The sequence below is a fragment of the Mycobacterium sp. ELW1 genome (assembly GCF_008329905.1).
In the GTDB taxonomy this organism is placed as follows: domain Bacteria; phylum Actinomycetota; class Actinomycetes; order Mycobacteriales; family Mycobacteriaceae; genus Mycobacterium.
Window position 1 is genome coordinate 135,397 of the sequence record NZ_CP032155.1, and the last position, 15,544, is coordinate 150,940.

Genomic DNA, 15,544 nt, shown 5'->3' on the forward strand with positions numbered 1-15,544 from the left:
TATCGGTCGAACGGTCGACACGGCGCTCGCGACCAGTGCTATCCCACTGGCTTGACGATCAGCACGAGGACGACAACGACCGCCGCAGCGGCGAGATAGATGCAGCTCATGGCCAGTGCCGCCTTGGCCAGCCCGAAGCCTGCGGTGCCCCCCTGCGCGATTCGGCGTCGCGCGATCAGGCTCAGGGGGATCGTCAGCGGTGCGATGAACGGTCCCATAAGGAGGACCAGCACGAACGAGGCCAGTGCAAGAGAACTGATCGGACCGTTTGACGACGCCCCTGCGAGAGGCGAACTTACGACGGAGGTGGTCTGCGCTGGTGCCGTCGGTGCCGCGACGACCGGAGACCCCGCGGTCGGCGGCGTTGCTCCGACTGTGTAGCCCGCCCCGAACCGGCTGGGGGGTAACACCGAATCGGGCATCCGCGTGGTCCTTCGAGCCGTGCTGGGAGGCAACGCGAGTCGCGGCAGCAGCACTCGCGGGGCCATCGTTGCCGCAGGCCTGCGGCCTGAGCAATCGTACGTTCGACCTACAGACAATCCCCTGCGATCGCGGCATACCGAGCCTAATGTTTGACCGGCGGGCCCACCGTCGTGCGCGCCCAAGAGTGTCCGGGCCGCTGGCAGGAGGGAGTCGACGTGGTGGTGGCGACCACGGCTGCGCGCCGGCAGCCGGTGCGGCCCACAACTCCCGAGAGACTGTGGTGACCGGCACCGCCGACGCGCCGTGCAGCCACTGCGGGTCGACCTTGCGGGCCAATGCGCCGTTCTGCTCGGCCTGTGGTCAGGCGGTGCCCAATCGCCCTACCCATCTGCCAGGCAGTACGAATACCGCTACGCAGCAGCATGTTCCGGCCCAGCCGATAGCGCCTGTGGGTGCTGACCAAATCGTGGAGGCGGCGCGGGGAGTGCGCTGCTGCAGTCACCTGCTCGACATCGCCGCGATGCTGAGCCCGGCGTTTCCTATCGCGATCACGGCAACGATCCTCGGTCTGGTCGACGTCATCTACATCGTGGTGCCGGTGTCCTTTGTCGCGATATCGGTGTGGATGTCGTTGTGGCGCGGTCTGACCGGGATGACCTTCGGCACGGCAACGCTGGGCCTGCGCACGGTGCGTGCCGCCGACAACAGCCCGCCGGGATTCGCCGCCGTTGCGCTGCGTAGCGTGGTCTTCGCCGGGACAGCCGGCCTGGCCGGCCTACCGATCTTGACCAGCCCGTCGCCGCAGCGCGGTACGCATGACCGAATCTCAGGCACCTCCGTGATTGACATCAGCCTGGGTGCCAATCCGTTCGGTCAGCGCCAGCAGACGGCACTGCGCAGAACGCTCGATCGCGGATTGCGCAAAGTCAGCTCACCTGTACCTGTTGCGGCAGGGCGGCCATAGATGCAGCTGAAGATCATCTTGCGCCGGACCGACGGGAGCCATGCGCAGCTCGCGGTCACCGCCGACGCGACGGCATCGATCGGGGACCTGGCGACTGCGCTCGTCTCCGGGGATCCCGACCGGCGGACCGCGCCGGCCCCTGTCGGCACCACCCTCAAGCTCGAACACAGTTCGTTCGACAGCGGTGCGCCCGGCCGGGTGCTCGACCCACGGCGCAGCCTCATCGACTCGGGAATCCGCTCAGGTGCGACGGTCAGCGTGACGGCAGCGCCGGCCGTCCCACCGGCGCGCTCGCGTCGCGGCCGTTCGGTCGCGGTGCTGCGGGTGCTCACCGGCCCCGACGCCGGCCGCGAGTTTCCACTGCCAGCCGGCAATGCCCGCATCGGGACGGCCTTGACCAGCGAGGTGTTACTCAGCGACCCGAGCTTGTCCGACATCCACGCTGCCATCTCGATCGGCGACACGATCGAAATCTCAAACTTGGCCGGTCCGAACGGTGTGTTCGTGGGCGGGGTACCTTCCCAGCGCGCGGTGATCGGGGCGACCGATACGGTGCGGCTGGGTTCCACTGAACTCGCGGTGCTGCCGACGGTGCGCTCCCATGCGGTCCAAACCGACAGCAGCGCAATCGAATTCAACCGCTCACCGCGGGTGATTGCGCGATTTGCCGAACGGCGCTTCGTCACACCCGCGGTACCGCCGCGGCCGGAGCCGCAGCACCTACCGATCGTGTCGATGCTGCTGCCTCTGGTGATGGGGCTGGTGCTGCTGGTGACGACTCGCAGCCTGCTGTCGGTGCTGTTCGTCGCGTTGAGTCCGCTGCTGATGATCGGTATGTACTTCGACACCCGCCGACAGGAGAGGAAGCGGCGCGAGGAGGCGATCAAACGGTTCGCCGAATCTCTGCGGGGCCTGGCCGAGGAGTTGACCGCCACCCAGCGGGTGGAGCGCGCCACCAGACTGGCTGAGACTCCGGCACTGTCGCAAACCGTCGAAGCCATTCACCGGCTCGGGCCCCTGCTGTGGACCCACCGGCCCGAGAATCCTGAATTCCTCACCATCAGAATGGGATTGGGCGACGCGCCGTCGCGTTGCGTGGTCGACATCCACGAGGGACAGGACGGTGATGCCCACTACGCGACCCAGTTGACCGAGCTTCGCGAGGAATTCGCACTGATCAGTGACGTTCCGATCGTCGCTGATCTGCGTGAATGTGGAGCGTTGGGTGTATGTGGCCCACGCGGTTTGGTCGACGGGGTCGCGCGCGGCCTTGTCATGCAACTCGTCGGTCTGCATTCGCCCGCTGACGTAGCAGTGGCCGCCTTCAGCTCGCCGCAGGCGCGCCAATGCTGGGAGTGGCTGGAATGGTTGCCGCACGCAGGCTCCGTGCACAGTCCGCTGACCGGCAACCATCTGACCGAAAGTGCCAGTGGCGCTGCCGCACTGCTTGCACGGCTCGAAGATATGGTCAAAAAGCGGCGCGAGTCGGTCGATACCGCCGCGCCGGTCTTCGGCGTGATCGGCGAGGACTCGTTCGGCTCCGACGCGCGGCCGCAAGGCGTGTTGCCCGCAGTAGTGGTCATCGTGGAAGACACCGCCCCCATCGATCGGCCGCGATTGACCCGGCTGGCCGAACACGGGGCGTCAGTTGGTGTTCACGTCATCTGGGTGGCCACTGAGGTCACCAGCCTGCCCGCGGCCTGCCGCACCTTCCTTCTCGTCGACAACGCCACTGCCGGCTCAACCGTCGGTGAGGTACGTCGCGGCCGGCACACTTTCCCGATCGCCTGCGAGACCCTGGACATCCCTGACGCAGTTCAGGTCGCACTGCTGTTGGCGCCGGTCATCGACGTGGGGGCAGCCGTCGAAGATGAGACGGACTTGCCGCGCTCGGTGTCGTATGTGGCTCTGGCCGGCGCCGGACTGGCCGGCGACCCAGCCACGGTCACGCGCGACTGGTTGGCCAACGAGTCGGTCTTGTCCCGACGGCCACCCAACCAGCCGTCCGGACAACCCATCACGCTGCGTGCGCTCGTCGGCTCAACGGGAACTGCCGACTTTCATCTAGACCTTCGTGAGCACGGACCGCATGCACTCGTCGGTGGGACGACCGGCTCCGGCAAGAGCGAGTTCTTGCAAACCTGGGTGCTCGGGATGGCCGCTGCCCACAGTCCCGACCGAGTGACGTTCTTGTTCGTGGACTACAAGGGCGGCGCTGCCTTCGCCGAGTGTGTGCACCTGCCCCACACCGTCGGGCTCGTCACCGACCTGTCGCCACATTTGGTACGGCGCGCGCTGACTTCCCTGCGAGCCGAAATCCGCCGCCGTGAAGAGCTGTTGAACCGCAAGGGCGCAAAGGATCTGGTGAAGCTGGAGCAGTCCGGCGACCCCGACACCCCGCCGAGCCTCATCATCATCGTCGACGAGTTCGCGGCGCTCGTCAGCGAGGTACCGGAATTCGTCGACGGTGTCATCGACGTAGCACAGCGTGGACGCTCCCTCGGTCTGCACCTGATCTTGGCCACCCAGCGCCCCGCCGGCGTGATCAAGGATAATCTGCGGGCCAATACCAATCTGCGGATCGCACTGCGGCTCAACGATATTGATGACTCGGTCGACGTGATCGAGGATCCCCTCGCAGCTCACTTCCCACTCGGGGTGCCTGGGCGTGCTGTCGCCAAGACCGGCCCGGGAAGGTTGACCGTCTTCCAGTCAGGCTACGTCGGGGGTGTTTCCAGCGAGGAGTCAGAGCAGGCGTCGATCGATGTGTGCGAGTTCGTATTCGGTAGGCGCCGGCAATGGCTGACATCAGTGGGGACAGCCCACAGAGCTACTGGTCCGACCGACATCAAGCGAATTGTCGCCACCATTCGCTCGGCCACCGAGGCACTGGCGATAACACCCCCGCGCCGACCCTGGCTGCCGCCACTCGCTCCGGTGTACGCCTTGGAGAAGTTGGCCGGCGTCGCGCGGGACGAACAATTGGTGATCGGTCAGGCTGATTGGCCCGACGATCAAGCCCAGCGACTCGGAGTCCTCAACCCCGACCGCGACGGCAACATGGCGATCATCGGCACCGGCGGGTCGGGCAAGTCGACGACGCTGCGCACGCTTGCGATCTCGGCGGCGCTGAGACCCGGCGGCGCACCGGTGCACATCTACGGCTTCGATTTCGGATCGGGCAGCCTGCGCATGCTCGAAGCACTTCCCAACGTGTCCGCCATCGTCGACGCATCCGATGACGAACGAATCGGCCGGGTTCTGCGCAGACTCACGGCGCTGCTGGAGGAACGTTCGGCGAAGTTCAGCCGGGCCCACGCCTCCGATGTCGCTGAATATCGTCAGCTCACAGGCGAACCCGAACCGCGGATCCTGCTCCTGGTCGACAGCATCGGCGCATTCCGTGAGGCCTACGAACACGCCTCGCGCTCGCCGTATTTCGGGATGTTCACCCAACTTGCCGCCGATGGCCGCATGTTGGGAATCCACGTGATCGTCACCGCCGATCGTCCCGGTGCGCTGTCGGCGTCGTTGTCATCGACCATCCAGCGTCGGCTGGTGTTGCGACTCGCTTCCGATGACGACTACGGCCTGGCAGGTGTGTCCTCCGATGTGCTGTCGGCCGCCTCCCCGCCGGGACGAGGGGTCATGGACGGCCAAGAGGTGCAGGTCGCGGTATTCGGCGGCGATGCCAACACCGCCGTCCAGGGCCGTGCCATTGCGCAACTCGCTGAAGCGATGCAGGAGAATGGCTTTCGGGAACCTGAACCGGTTGTCCGGTTGGCGGAGCAGATACCTCTGTACACGTTGCCGGCGACCGCGTCACCGGGATGCCCCGCTATCGGCCTGGCCAACGAGACGCTCGCACCGATCGGGATCAACCCGCACGGGGTGTTCATGGTGACCGGGCCACCCGGCAGCGGACGTACCACCACAGTGATGACCCTCGCGCAGGCTGTTCGGCGTGCCAATCCCGGTATCCGACTCGTTTACCTGGCCCCCGCAGAATCGACGGCGACAGGGGCAGGCGGCTGGGACGAGGTGGTTGTCGGTCCTTCACGGGTGTCTGAATACGCCAATGGTCTGATGGCCAGGCTCTCGCCGGACGCGGCCGAAACCCTGATGGTCGTGATCGAATCGGTCGCTGACTTCGGCGGAACGGAAGCCGAAAACGACCTGACCCGACTGGTGAAGACTCTCAGTGAGGCTTCGGTTTTCGTCGTCGGCGAATCGGGTGTTTCATCATGGAGCCAGGCATGGCAACTGGCGCAGCCGTTCAAGTCGGCCAGGCGCGGAATCGTGCTGGCGCCGGACGGCACCGACACCGACAGCCTGTTGAGCACCTCCATCGGACACGTGTACGGCAGCTACTTCCCGCCTGGCCGCGGGGTGCTGATCGAACGCGGTAAGGGAACCTGGCTCCATGTCGCCCAGCCAACCATCTAGTCCCTGGGGAGGCAGTTATGGCCTATAACGGTGCCGACATTGATCATCTTCGTTCGGCGGCAACGCAGTTCGACAGCGTGGCGAGTGCCCTCGAGGGCGTGGTGAAGGCGGTGAATTCCTCCGTCACCGGACCGTGGTGGGGTTCTGACGCCGACCGGTTCCGATCGCAGTGGTCCGGCGTTTCCCAGCCCAATGTGAAAGCGGCGGTGTCGGCGCTACGCGAGGGCGCGCTCAACCTGCGCCGCAACGCCCAAGAACAGGAACAGGTCAGCAACACCGCCGGAGCCAGGTTGGGCGTGGCGGCACCGGTGGGGACTGCGCAGCTCTTCGCGCACATCGACAACTACAACAAAGAGGGCGACGGGGTACGCATCGAGAAAGTCGTCGGCGCCGACGGCAAGACCCGGCTGATCGTCTACTTCCAGGGCATGAACACCACCGAGAACCGTACGCTGGAACGCAACGTTCCCCTGCTGGACGGAAAGGTGGACCCCACCGTCATCGCCCGAATTCGCGAGGTACTGAAGGATTCTCCCGACGGAGCCAAGACCGACATCATGCTGGTGGGATTCAGCCAGGGCGGAATCGACGCTCAGAACGTCGCAGCACAGGCCAACGGGTTGGGGTTCCATGTCACCAATCTGGTCACCTACGGGTCGCCCGTCATCACTCCCGACCTCAACGGCGTCCAGACCGTGCATCTGCACGGCGAGACTTCGGAAGGTTTCGCCGACTGGGTACCGGCGGCGGGGTCTACAGTGCATTCGGCCAACACCGTCGTGCCGGGTGTCAGTCTGTTCACTGGAATCGCTGGCCTTGCCAATCAGAGCCCGTTGCCGTGGAATTCAGTTTTCGAGTCCAAATCCGATGTGCCGATTGGAAAGCTCTTCGAAACGGGCTACGACCACACCCTGCTGTATCCCGATGTGGCCAATGACTTCGACAAGTCGTCGGATTCCCGGTTCACCGACGTCAAGGCCAGCATGCAGAAGTTCCAGGGCACAATCGTCGACGTATCGCCGTCGCAAGACTCTAAGTCCAAGTGAACCCAGCTCCGCACGGCTGGTCCGATCCCAATGCCGCACCGGCGGCCTCACCGCGGACCAACACGACACTTGCGGTTGCTGCCGTCGTACTGACCGCCATTGTGCTGGTAACTCTGGTCGCAGTTGTGCTCACCGAACGCGACACGATTCTCGACGACCCCGGTACGGATCGCGTGACGGCCACACTGATTGCGGCCAATAGCTCCGGAGTCGAATCCTTCATGACCGCAACCGCGATGCCGGCGGTGTCCGTGTCACCGGCCGCCGTGCAGGCCATCCAAACGGCCACCGCTGATTTGGCGGTGTCGCCCGACCGCGGAGTGCGGTTGGTCTCGGGTGCCCATGCCGGACTGTACGGGGCCGCCGCCGACAACGTGCCCTGTGATGGACCCGCCCTGGCCAACTTCCTGGACGCGCATAGCGGACGAGCACGCGCATGGGCGGAGGTCGAAGGCATTCGGCCCGAACAGATTCCGTTCTACTTGAATACCCTGACGCCGGTTGTGCTCACAGTCGACACGTGGGTAACCTCGCACGGCTACGGCACCGACGGTGCGCCGACGCGACAACAGGCGGTGTTGCAAGCAGGCACCGCGGTGATGATCGATCCGGCTGGTGTGCCTCGCATACGTTGCGTGGGCGCCCATCCGCTCACTCCGCCGGCCGATAGCGATTTCGCGCGGCTTGCCTCGGTCGGAACGGCCTGGCCCGGCTACGACCCGAAAAACGTGGTGGCTGTCTCGTATACGAAGGGTCCGTCGTCGTTCAGCGATCCGGCGCCGACGGCGCCGTTGGGCAGCTTCACCCTCACCGACCTGGCCTCCGGGGAGCCGAAATCGCGTAGCGTCGGCGGCACCATCGACCTGAGCTCAATGGGGTCGGCTATCGCCTTACCCGATCCGATCACCGCGAATCGCGCAGGCCCTTCTCACCCGTGACCGTAACCGGCTCGCCCGCGGTGTACGTCATTCGGATGAATCCGTCGACAAAGCCTCGCAGCTCCACTCCGCGGTGTCCTACAGTCTTGCCAACCCGATCAACCATGGCCGGACCCAACCAGGAGGGCATCACCAATGGCACGTATGGGGATGGACGTCGAAGCCGTCGAGACCACTGGTCGTCAGCTCAAGTCCCAGGCCGCCAATATCGGCAACATGGTCTCGCAGATCGACAAGGTGGTGCAGTCCCTGACGTCTGTGTGGGATGGCAAGGACGCCCAGACGTTTGTGCACGATTGGTGGCCGCAGCACAAGAAGGCTCTGCTCGACGCCCAGAATCAGATCGACGGGCTGGGTCAGTCCGCGCTCAACAACGCTTCCGAGCAGCGCAACGTCTCTTCCCACTGACAGTGCTGTGCCGCGGTTGGTCGCGTCATCGAGACGACTGACTCCGCTGCCGGGGCGCTGAATGTTGTTGACTGACCGCTGATCAGCGCCCAGGCGATGAACGCCGACAACGCGACAGCAAGTACACCGAGCACGATCAGAACGATCGTCAACGTGCGAACACTCATCCCGCCGATCTTCGCGGGAGGCGCCGGGGTGCCGCCGTGGCGCACCGGTCCCGCGCTCGGCGTGGTCACGACCGTGTTGGGAGCGGTGCGAAAGCCCGTGCTTTCACCGCGCCGGGCTTGGCGGGCTTCGTCGATGGCGCACCAGGGGCACGCGGCACTCGACGTCGGAATCTGATGCCGGCCGGTGGGGCAGGTAGTCACCGTGATGCGTTGCAGCGCGTCTCGCCAATGGCCGGCGGTCGGCCGCTGGCTCGGGTCAGCGGCGCCCAGGGTGAACGCGCGGTAAAAGCATTGTTGAATCTCACCCGGCAGGAACGTCACGGGTGGAGCCATGGGGTGGGTTCGCAGCTGTGAGGACGGACCCCCAGCCCAATCGCCGTTGCGGGCCAGCGCCAGTGCAGCGGGCTGCTCGCCCAACCCCGTCCATTCGCCGCGCAGGAAGGGATGGTTGCCGCCCATCAACAGTTGGTGGATGTGGATGGCCAGCGCGAACAGGTCTGAGGCCTGGCTCCGCGGCTGTGTGTGTAGGTCTACGCCGGCCAGCTCTGGGGCGGTGAACTCGGGCCTGCCTACCGTGCACAGATATTGCCGGCCGGCCGGATCGGTGAATTGCATTGAGTCACAGTCGACGAGGGTCACCTCGGTGGTGTCGGAGACCAAGATGTTGCGCTCCTGGAAGTCGCCGATCACCGCGCCGACCCAGTGGACGACTTCTACCGCAAGGCAGAGATTCGCCGCGACGTTCACCAGGTGACCCCAGGTGGCGTGCTTCACCCATTGCGGGGCGTTCGGTGGCGGGTCACGCCGATTCGACGGGTTGCTGAGAGCGTGAATCTCCACGGACGTCGCGGTCGCGATCTTGGGCATGACGTAGCCCGTGAGCCCGTGTGCGTCGCTGAGTGTGCTTACCGGCCACGTGAGCACGGCGAAGCCGTTGGGCTGGATCGCCCCCTCTGGTGATGCCTGCGTCATCGCCGCGACCTTGGCCAGCTTGTGATCCAAGTTGGGCAAGGTGGGATGAAACACTTTGGCAGCCCAATCCGGCCGTCCCACGACGTCGTAGATCGTACCTTCACCCGCTTTGGCCAGAGCGGGACCTAGCGTGACCGGCTGGCCGGTCCCCAGCCACATATTCACCGCGCGGATCGCCGAAAGAGTCGCGGCCGGGCGGTCGGCTGGCCGATCGGGGTGGTGTCCGGCTCGGCAGGCGCCGTCTCCCCCGGAGGCCGCGTCACTTCAGCTGCCGGTTCCGGGGGTTGGGGCGCGGGTGCTGGCTCGGCCGGAACCACCTGCGCATCAGTCACTTTCGCGGCGGGGACCGGCGGGCGAGGTGAGCTCGCCGTCATCTTGGTGACGGGTGTCGGGCTCGGATAGTAGTCGTCGTCTTCCCAACGCAGAGTGGCCAGCACCATGGTCTTGTCGTCGCCGGTCTGGTCATCCTCGATGCCGCGCAACAGGGACGCGAAGTTGGCCGAGGTCGCGCCGGCACGGACCCGCTCCCAGGATCCACGGAAGAAGGGTTCGTACGCTTCGCCGCTGGCGACATTGGTGATTTTGTACGTCATTCCGTCGGTGCTGAGGGCGAATGCCGTGACCGCGGGACGAACCACAGTGCGAAAGGATTCTTCAAACGCACCATCCGACTGCAGGAACCACGTCGCGTTCTGGTAGTCGTCCTTTGCCTCGATGAGCAGCGTCTCGATGCGGTCCTCGGTTTGAGTGGCGATGACGCCGTCGCCGATCTGGCCGAAGGCGGCGCGGTCACGATCGGCCAGCGCGACGCACAGTGTGGTGGCAAGTTTGGCACTGTCCAGCCCGAAGAATTGGGCTTGGGCGTGAACATGTTCGGTGGCCTTCTCGAACAGCGCCCGTAGCATGCGCTCGGCCTCTTCGGCTGTGCTGTCCCGGAATTCGTGGATGAAGCGGGACCGCATTGCATTGGCCAGCACGCTTTGACAGGCGGTATACGCCCCCCAGGCCGAGGTGCCGGTGACCGATCCAGCGCCGTCGGCCACTGCTGCCACAACGAAATCCTCGGTGATCCCGAAGCAGTAGGCGTCGTCGCAGCCGAGCCCGCGCCGCTGATGCTCAGAACCGACGACCGAGGCACCGCATACGCCCCACTGCCAACTGCCTCGCGGCCCGGTGACGGGCTGGGTCATGCGCTGGTCCAGCCGCTTACCGGCGGCAGGTTGATTCGGTCGCCCATCGCGCCGAGGGCTTCGTCGCTGCGGGCGTAGTCGGTTGAATTGGACACGTTGCTCAGCGATGCGGACAGCCACTCAAAGAGTTCTTCATACATAAGGCCATTGAGTGGTGCGGGGGACCGCTGCACCGAGAGCCGGCCCAGCTGCCGGTAGTCCACGCCAGACCCGGCGCCCACCGGAAAGACCGTGACACCTCGGCTGGTTTCCGCAGCGTTCAGCCGCGCGACGGCGGCGTCGAAGCCGTCGACGTTGGGCTTACCGTCGGTCAGTATGAGGATCCAAGGTCGGTAGTACTGCAGCCCGGCCGCCTTGTATGCATGCTTGCGGTCCTCCAGGATGTCGAGTGCCAGATGGATCCCCGCGGCCATGTTCGTTGTCCCCGAGGCAGTGAACCGGGCCGGTTGCAGCATGCGAGCCTCCTGCATCGGCACCAGTACGGTGGCAGCCGAACCGAAGGTCACCACTGCGACCTCGACCCGCTTGCTGGCCAGGGTGTCGTTGTGCAAGTAGTGCACGAACGAGGAGAAACCTTGTTCGAGAGCCGTGATGGGGTCTCCGTTCATCGAACCCGATACGTCGCACAGCACGACACAAGCCACCCTGGGATCAGGGTTTTCGTCGTTGAGTTCGACGGCCCAAAAGTCAGACACGGCGCTCCTTAATGCGTCGACACGGCGGCTGCTTCCGCCAGATCTTCTCATCGCAGCCGCTCCGATTCATCGCTTACGGCGGAGCTGGCAACCCGGCCCACGGCCCCCTACCGCCGTCGTCCGTCAAGTTCCGATCCATGAGGCGCCGGTCAGGCCGGCTGGGTGCGGCCCCAATTGCGTTGCTGTAGAAGAGTTTTGCCCGCCGGTCAGGGACAACTTGAGGTGTGGGGACGAGGGACCAGTCGCCGGGCTGGTCAGCTGCACCGACCGTCGGTCGAACGTATGAATTTGCGTCAGTTGGCGGGGATCACGATGAGCTACTCCCAGGTGGGTGGCTGGTGAGATTGCGCCGTTCGTCCGAACGTCTGATTTGGGACCTAACCTCCAGCGCGAAGATGGCCGGTCGGGTTATATGTCCGGAAAAGTCCCAAGCTCCACCTACGGTCCGGCTCATCGGGGGATCCAGTGAACAATCACGCCGACGTCACGGCCTCTGGCGTCCGGGGTGCCAGCCGCTCGGGCGGCGCGCACACGAAGGCTCATCGGTCAGCTGCCGACCCGGCTCTGAAGTGGACCATTGGCCGCGATGCGTGTGCGGTGTTGCTCCACGTGCTCGCACTGTGTGTGCCGTGGAACATCATGTTCGGGATCGGCGTGCCGGCCAGCAGCGGCGCACTGTTTGCGCTGATTTGGTTGGCCGCGCTGCTTTCCGTAGCAGGGATCGTGATCAGCCACCTCGGGGTGGCCAAACCCTTGAAGGATGCCCTGGATCCCAGGGGTACCGGGCGGTTGCGCCTACTCTTCAGCGCACCGCTGCTGGCGGTCGTCAGCGGGTTCGTGGTGTTCACGATCGTGCAGACCCTGCTCCAGGCAGGGACCGGCAGCGTCTCGCCGGGGGTCGGCCCGGGCGCCTTGTGCGCGTTGGCCGGAGCCGTCCTGGGCGCCCAGCATGCGGTGAGTTGGCCGCCGGTCGTCCGTCCGCGTTGGGACGCGTGGGCCCGTCGCATCGCGCTCCTCGCGATGCTGCTGGCGGTGTTGTCCACCTTGTTCAACATCTATTGGCGTACCGAATACATGTGGGATGCCGATTCGCTGGGCAAGTCCGACACGGCGGTCATCGTGCTCACGTTGCTGTATGCCGGCGTTGCCTTGAGCGCGGTGTTGATCGGCTGCAATTGGATACGACGCGATTCCGCCGAATCACAGTTGGCTGTCGTAGTTCTCGGAGCCTCTTCGCTCGTTGCGAGTCTCATCGTGTGGGCACTGGACGTGGGGCGCGAGATTGACGCATTCCATGGCATAGCCCAGAGCACCTCCACCGCGGCCGTGGGCTACGAGGGCTATCTCGCGTGGGTCCTGGCCGCCGGCGTCGCCGGAGTCGTCAGCCTGTCGGCCCTGACGTCGACCGTGCCCGTGGACCGGCACCTGCTTGGTGCGGCAGTGCGCATTGTGCTGACGCTCGTCAGCTACTGGTGCTTGGCTTCGATTGTCTTGCGCGTCGCCGACTTCACCTCCGCCGCCTCTCTGGACTTGCCCCATTCGCTTTATGACACCGCAATGCTGGTGGGTTTCGACGCGGTGACCGGCGTCGTCGCGCTGTGGCTTCGCGCCAACTTCCTGAAGCCCGGGGTATCGCCCCGGGTGCTCATCGCGGTCAGTACAGCACTGGCGGGTTTCGCCGTCGGTCGGGTCGTGATCGGTGTCGCAATGGCACTGAGGGTGTTCTATGTCGACGGGGGGCCGGCCTACAACCCGGTGTACGGCAACACCTTGGCCCAGCAGATCACGTCGACCTTTGACGTGGTCATCTGTGTGGTGGCCTTATGCGTGCTGGTCGGTGCGGTCGCGATGAGCCCGCCTGGAAAAACGCTGCGGACGCGGCGAGCGACCGCCGCTGCGAATCTGGTGGCGAACGAAGCCCCAGGACGTACGCCAACCTCTGCCGGTAGCGCTCCGACGATCTTCAGGACCGCAAGCCCGGCAGCAGAGGCTGCACCGGGAAGCGCTGCCGAGCGCGTCCAACGGGTGCTGGCGGATTCGACTCAACGTTTCGGTGCGGGCACCACCTACACGGGGCCGCAGCACGGTGGACCCGAGACCAACGGCCAAACACAATAATTGGTGATCTGAGCCCGTCTAGGGGTTGAAGGCAGTACTGCCATCGACGGGATGGCTGGTGCTGACGAGCTTTGCGTAGCAATGTTCGCGGTCGAGTCCGTGATCGCGGCACCAGCCGAGCGCGCTGTCCGAGTCGGCGAAGGTGACTCCGGCGATGGTCACCCAGAAGTCCGGCGCAGAAAACGTCGACCAATCTCCCGAGTACAGCAAGCGCACCTCGGGATAGCGCAACCGCAAATCCAAGTGTTCCCGCAGGGTGGCGGCGTTGTCCCAGGTGATGCCGTCGGCCACCAACCCGGGCCGCTTCGAGCTGAGTTGCGGCACCCAGCGATCGGTGAGATTGGTGGTGACGAAGGGTCGATCGGCGTTGGCCAGGGCGCGCAGCGCGTCGAAACTTGCGGATTCGTCGGTCCCGCTGGCGGGCGCAGCGGGACCGGTGGCAGTGCTCGACTGGCTGGCCGAATTACTCTTTGATCCGGTGGTACCGGATGGGCCATCTTGTTGACAGTCGACTGTCAAGGTCGTGACACCGAGATCGGTCGGGCCGGTCTGGCTGGCTCCGCCTGCTGGAATCGCATTGAGCGACACCGGGATCCGCCAGAAAGTGCCGGCCGGGAAAAGGAAGTCGTGGGTGATGGACGGGTTGTCATCGGAACTTGTGGCCGGCGGGATGATGAGGGGTTGCTCCGCGAGGTCGAAGGTGCCTGAGGCGACATTCTGTCCATCGGAGGTGACTGCCAACCGTGTCCTGGCTGAGGACAGAACATCCCCGCCGGGGCACTGCGCCACGATCTTCATGGTGATGACAAGTGCTCCGGATTCGGCGCGAATGGCTTGCGGCTCGAAATGGGCCGGCCGACCGCATTTGGTAGTCAGGCGAGTGCCACCGGACTTTCCGGGCGGGGGCGTGCCGAAAGCCGGCACGGCTGCCGCGGGGCCGGTGGGCCGCAGCAGGGTGACCCCGGAGGTGCCGACGGCAAGGACGCCCTTGCTGGTGGCGTAAATGACGGCAGCTTCGCCGACATCGATGCCGACCTCCCACGCGCGTGATCCGTTGGCAAGTGAAATCGCGGCAATAGCAGAGTATCCCGTCGCGATGATGGCGCGCTCACCGTCGGTGACGGCATTGGAATGAATGGTTCCGCTGTTGCGCCACAGCCGATTTCCGTCGTTCATGTCGTAGGCAGTCATCCCGTCACCGTCGGACACCACGCCGATACTGCCCACGAACCAACCGGGTCCGGTCGCGCCCCCGTCGGGAAGGCGCCACAGCGTACTGCCGGTACGAGGATTCAGCGCCTCGCCGCCGGTGGTGATCAACGGCGGAGAGCCGGTGAATACAGCAAGGTCCTCGTGCTGCAATAGGGCTGGAGTGGTGAATAATTGACGGCCGTCAAAGGTGGCAACCTCAGTGGGCCAGCTATCGAAGTCGGTGCCTGGCCGGCAACGAGTGGCGATGATGCTGTCCGGTTCTCGAACCCGGACGTTGACGACCTCGTGGTCGAACAGGGGCGAACCGTCACTGGAGCGCAAGGCGATCTCGGCTCCGCCCAGATAGCCCCAGAGCACACCGTGACTCACGTGGAGATCCTGGCCGTCGCCGTCACCGTAGGTCCGGCAAAGGTCGTTGGGTATGGTCTTCGTCCACTCGGCGGTGGGATCCTCCGCGGTGCCCTTGCTGACAGTCAGTCCACTGACCTGGTCGCTGTAGTAAGCCGTGTACAAGCTCGTTCCGTCGCTTGCCAGTATCGACGCCCTCGAAGAGACTGTCGCGCTGACCTTCCCAGTGTTCACGTCGACAAACTGCAGTTGTCCTTGTCGGCTGTTCGTGCCGGACTTCTGACAGACCAACAGGTTTCGCAACAGATTCCGTGCGCATCCGTCATTGAGCTGAACCGGCATCGACCATTCGGTGTGTCCGTCAGCCAGGCTCACCGAGACCAACTCGGCGTTCTCGGCCTGTGACGACTGACTCTTTCCGACGGTGTGAAATATGACGTGATCGCCGACGACGACCGCGCCGGGGCTCCCATAGAAGGCGGCGCCGAATACGGGGGTCGCGACTTGACTGGCCGTTCCGTTCGACGCGGCCGTCGGGTGGAACGTCCAGGCAGCGCTGGGCTCGCTCGGAAAGGATTCCGCCAGCATGTTTTCGGGAAGTAGCCGTGGGGAGCTAT

At 65.0% G+C, this 15,544-nt stretch carries 11 protein-coding genes and 1 pseudogene; 7 read left to right on the forward strand and 5 right to left on the reverse strand.

Features of this window, described 5'->3' with window-relative positions:
- Positions 1–38: 38 nt before the first annotated feature.
- On the reverse strand, positions 39–233 hold the full coding sequence (locus D3H54_RS00685) for a hypothetical protein (protein ID WP_149377414.1): 195 nt from the start codon (positions 231–233) through the stop codon (positions 39–41).
- A gap of 335 nt (positions 234–568) precedes the next feature.
- On the opposite strand from D3H54_RS00685, the pseudogene D3H54_RS31580 reads away from it, so the two are divergent.
- The 6 genes and pseudogenes from D3H54_RS31580 to D3H54_RS00710 all read left to right on the forward strand — a co-directional run.
- A pseudogene (locus D3H54_RS31580) lies at positions 569–787 on the forward strand (zinc-ribbon domain-containing protein); the annotation flags it as partial.
- A gap of 84 nt (positions 788–871) precedes the next feature.
- Positions 872–1,387: an RDD family protein gene (locus D3H54_RS31585; protein WP_286199342.1), complete on the forward strand. Its 516-nt coding sequence runs from the start codon at positions 872–874 to the stop codon at positions 1,385–1,387.
- The gene (locus tag D3H54_RS00695) at positions 1,388–5,833 is read left to right on the forward strand and encodes a type VII secretion EssC family protein (RefSeq protein ID WP_149377416.1); all 4,446 of its coding nucleotides are present in this window, start codon (positions 1,388–1,390) and stop codon (positions 5,831–5,833) included.
- 17 nt (positions 5,834–5,850) lie between these two features.
- Positions 5,851–6,879, forward strand: a complete 1,029-nt coding sequence (locus D3H54_RS00700; protein ID WP_149377417.1) for a PGAP1-like alpha/beta domain-containing protein — start codon at positions 5,851–5,853, stop codon at positions 6,877–6,879.
- Positions 6,876–7,817: a DUF6777 domain-containing protein gene (locus D3H54_RS00705; protein ID WP_149377418.1), complete on the forward strand. Its 942-nt coding sequence runs from the start codon at positions 6,876–6,878 to the stop codon at positions 7,815–7,817. The genes D3H54_RS00700 and D3H54_RS00705 overlap by 4 nt, the downstream gene beginning before the upstream one ends.
- A 135-nt stretch (positions 7,818–7,952) precedes the next feature.
- Positions 7,953–8,225, forward strand: coding sequence for a WXG100 family type VII secretion target (locus D3H54_RS00710; protein ID WP_286199065.1), 273 nt, complete (start codon positions 7,953–7,955; stop codon positions 8,223–8,225).
- Here the strand turns inward: D3H54_RS00710 and D3H54_RS00715 are convergent.
- The 3 genes from D3H54_RS00715 to D3H54_RS00725 all read right to left on the reverse strand — a co-directional run bounded on the left by D3H54_RS00715 (position 8,174) and on the right by D3H54_RS00725 (position 11,249).
- Positions 8,174–9,403 carry a hypothetical protein gene (locus D3H54_RS00715; protein ID WP_210419628.1) on the reverse strand — a complete coding sequence of 410 codons (1,230 nt, stop codon included), beginning with the start codon at positions 9,401–9,403 and terminating at the stop codon, positions 8,174–8,176. The two genes, D3H54_RS00710 and D3H54_RS00715, sit on opposite strands and share 52 nt — an antisense overlap.
- Before the next feature lie 122 nt (positions 9,404–9,525).
- The gene (locus tag D3H54_RS00720; RefSeq protein ID WP_149377419.1) at positions 9,526–10,554 is read right to left on the reverse strand and encodes a PP2C family serine/threonine-protein phosphatase; all 1,029 of its coding nucleotides are present in this window, start codon (positions 10,552–10,554) and stop codon (positions 9,526–9,528) included.
- Positions 10,551–11,249, reverse strand: a complete 699-nt coding sequence (locus tag D3H54_RS00725) for a vWA domain-containing protein (RefSeq protein ID WP_286199066.1) — start codon at positions 11,247–11,249, stop codon at positions 10,551–10,553. Before D3H54_RS00725 ends, D3H54_RS00720 begins: the two co-directional genes overlap by 4 nt.
- Positions 11,250–11,714: 465 nt before the next feature.
- On the opposite strand from D3H54_RS00725, the gene D3H54_RS00730 reads away from it, so the two are divergent.
- A complete protein-coding gene (locus D3H54_RS00730) occupies positions 11,715–13,367 on the forward strand; it encodes a DUF7937 domain-containing protein (protein WP_149377420.1) in 1,653 nt (550 codons plus the stop codon).
- 18 nt (positions 13,368–13,385) lie between these two features.
- Here D3H54_RS00730 and D3H54_RS00735 read toward each other — a convergent pair whose 3' ends face one another.
- Positions 13,386–15,515 (reverse strand): outer membrane protein assembly factor BamB family protein, encoded by a 2,130-nt coding sequence (locus D3H54_RS00735; protein ID WP_168214739.1) that lies wholly within the window; start codon positions 15,513–15,515, stop codon positions 13,386–13,388.
- Positions 15,516–15,544 lie beyond the last annotated feature (29 nt).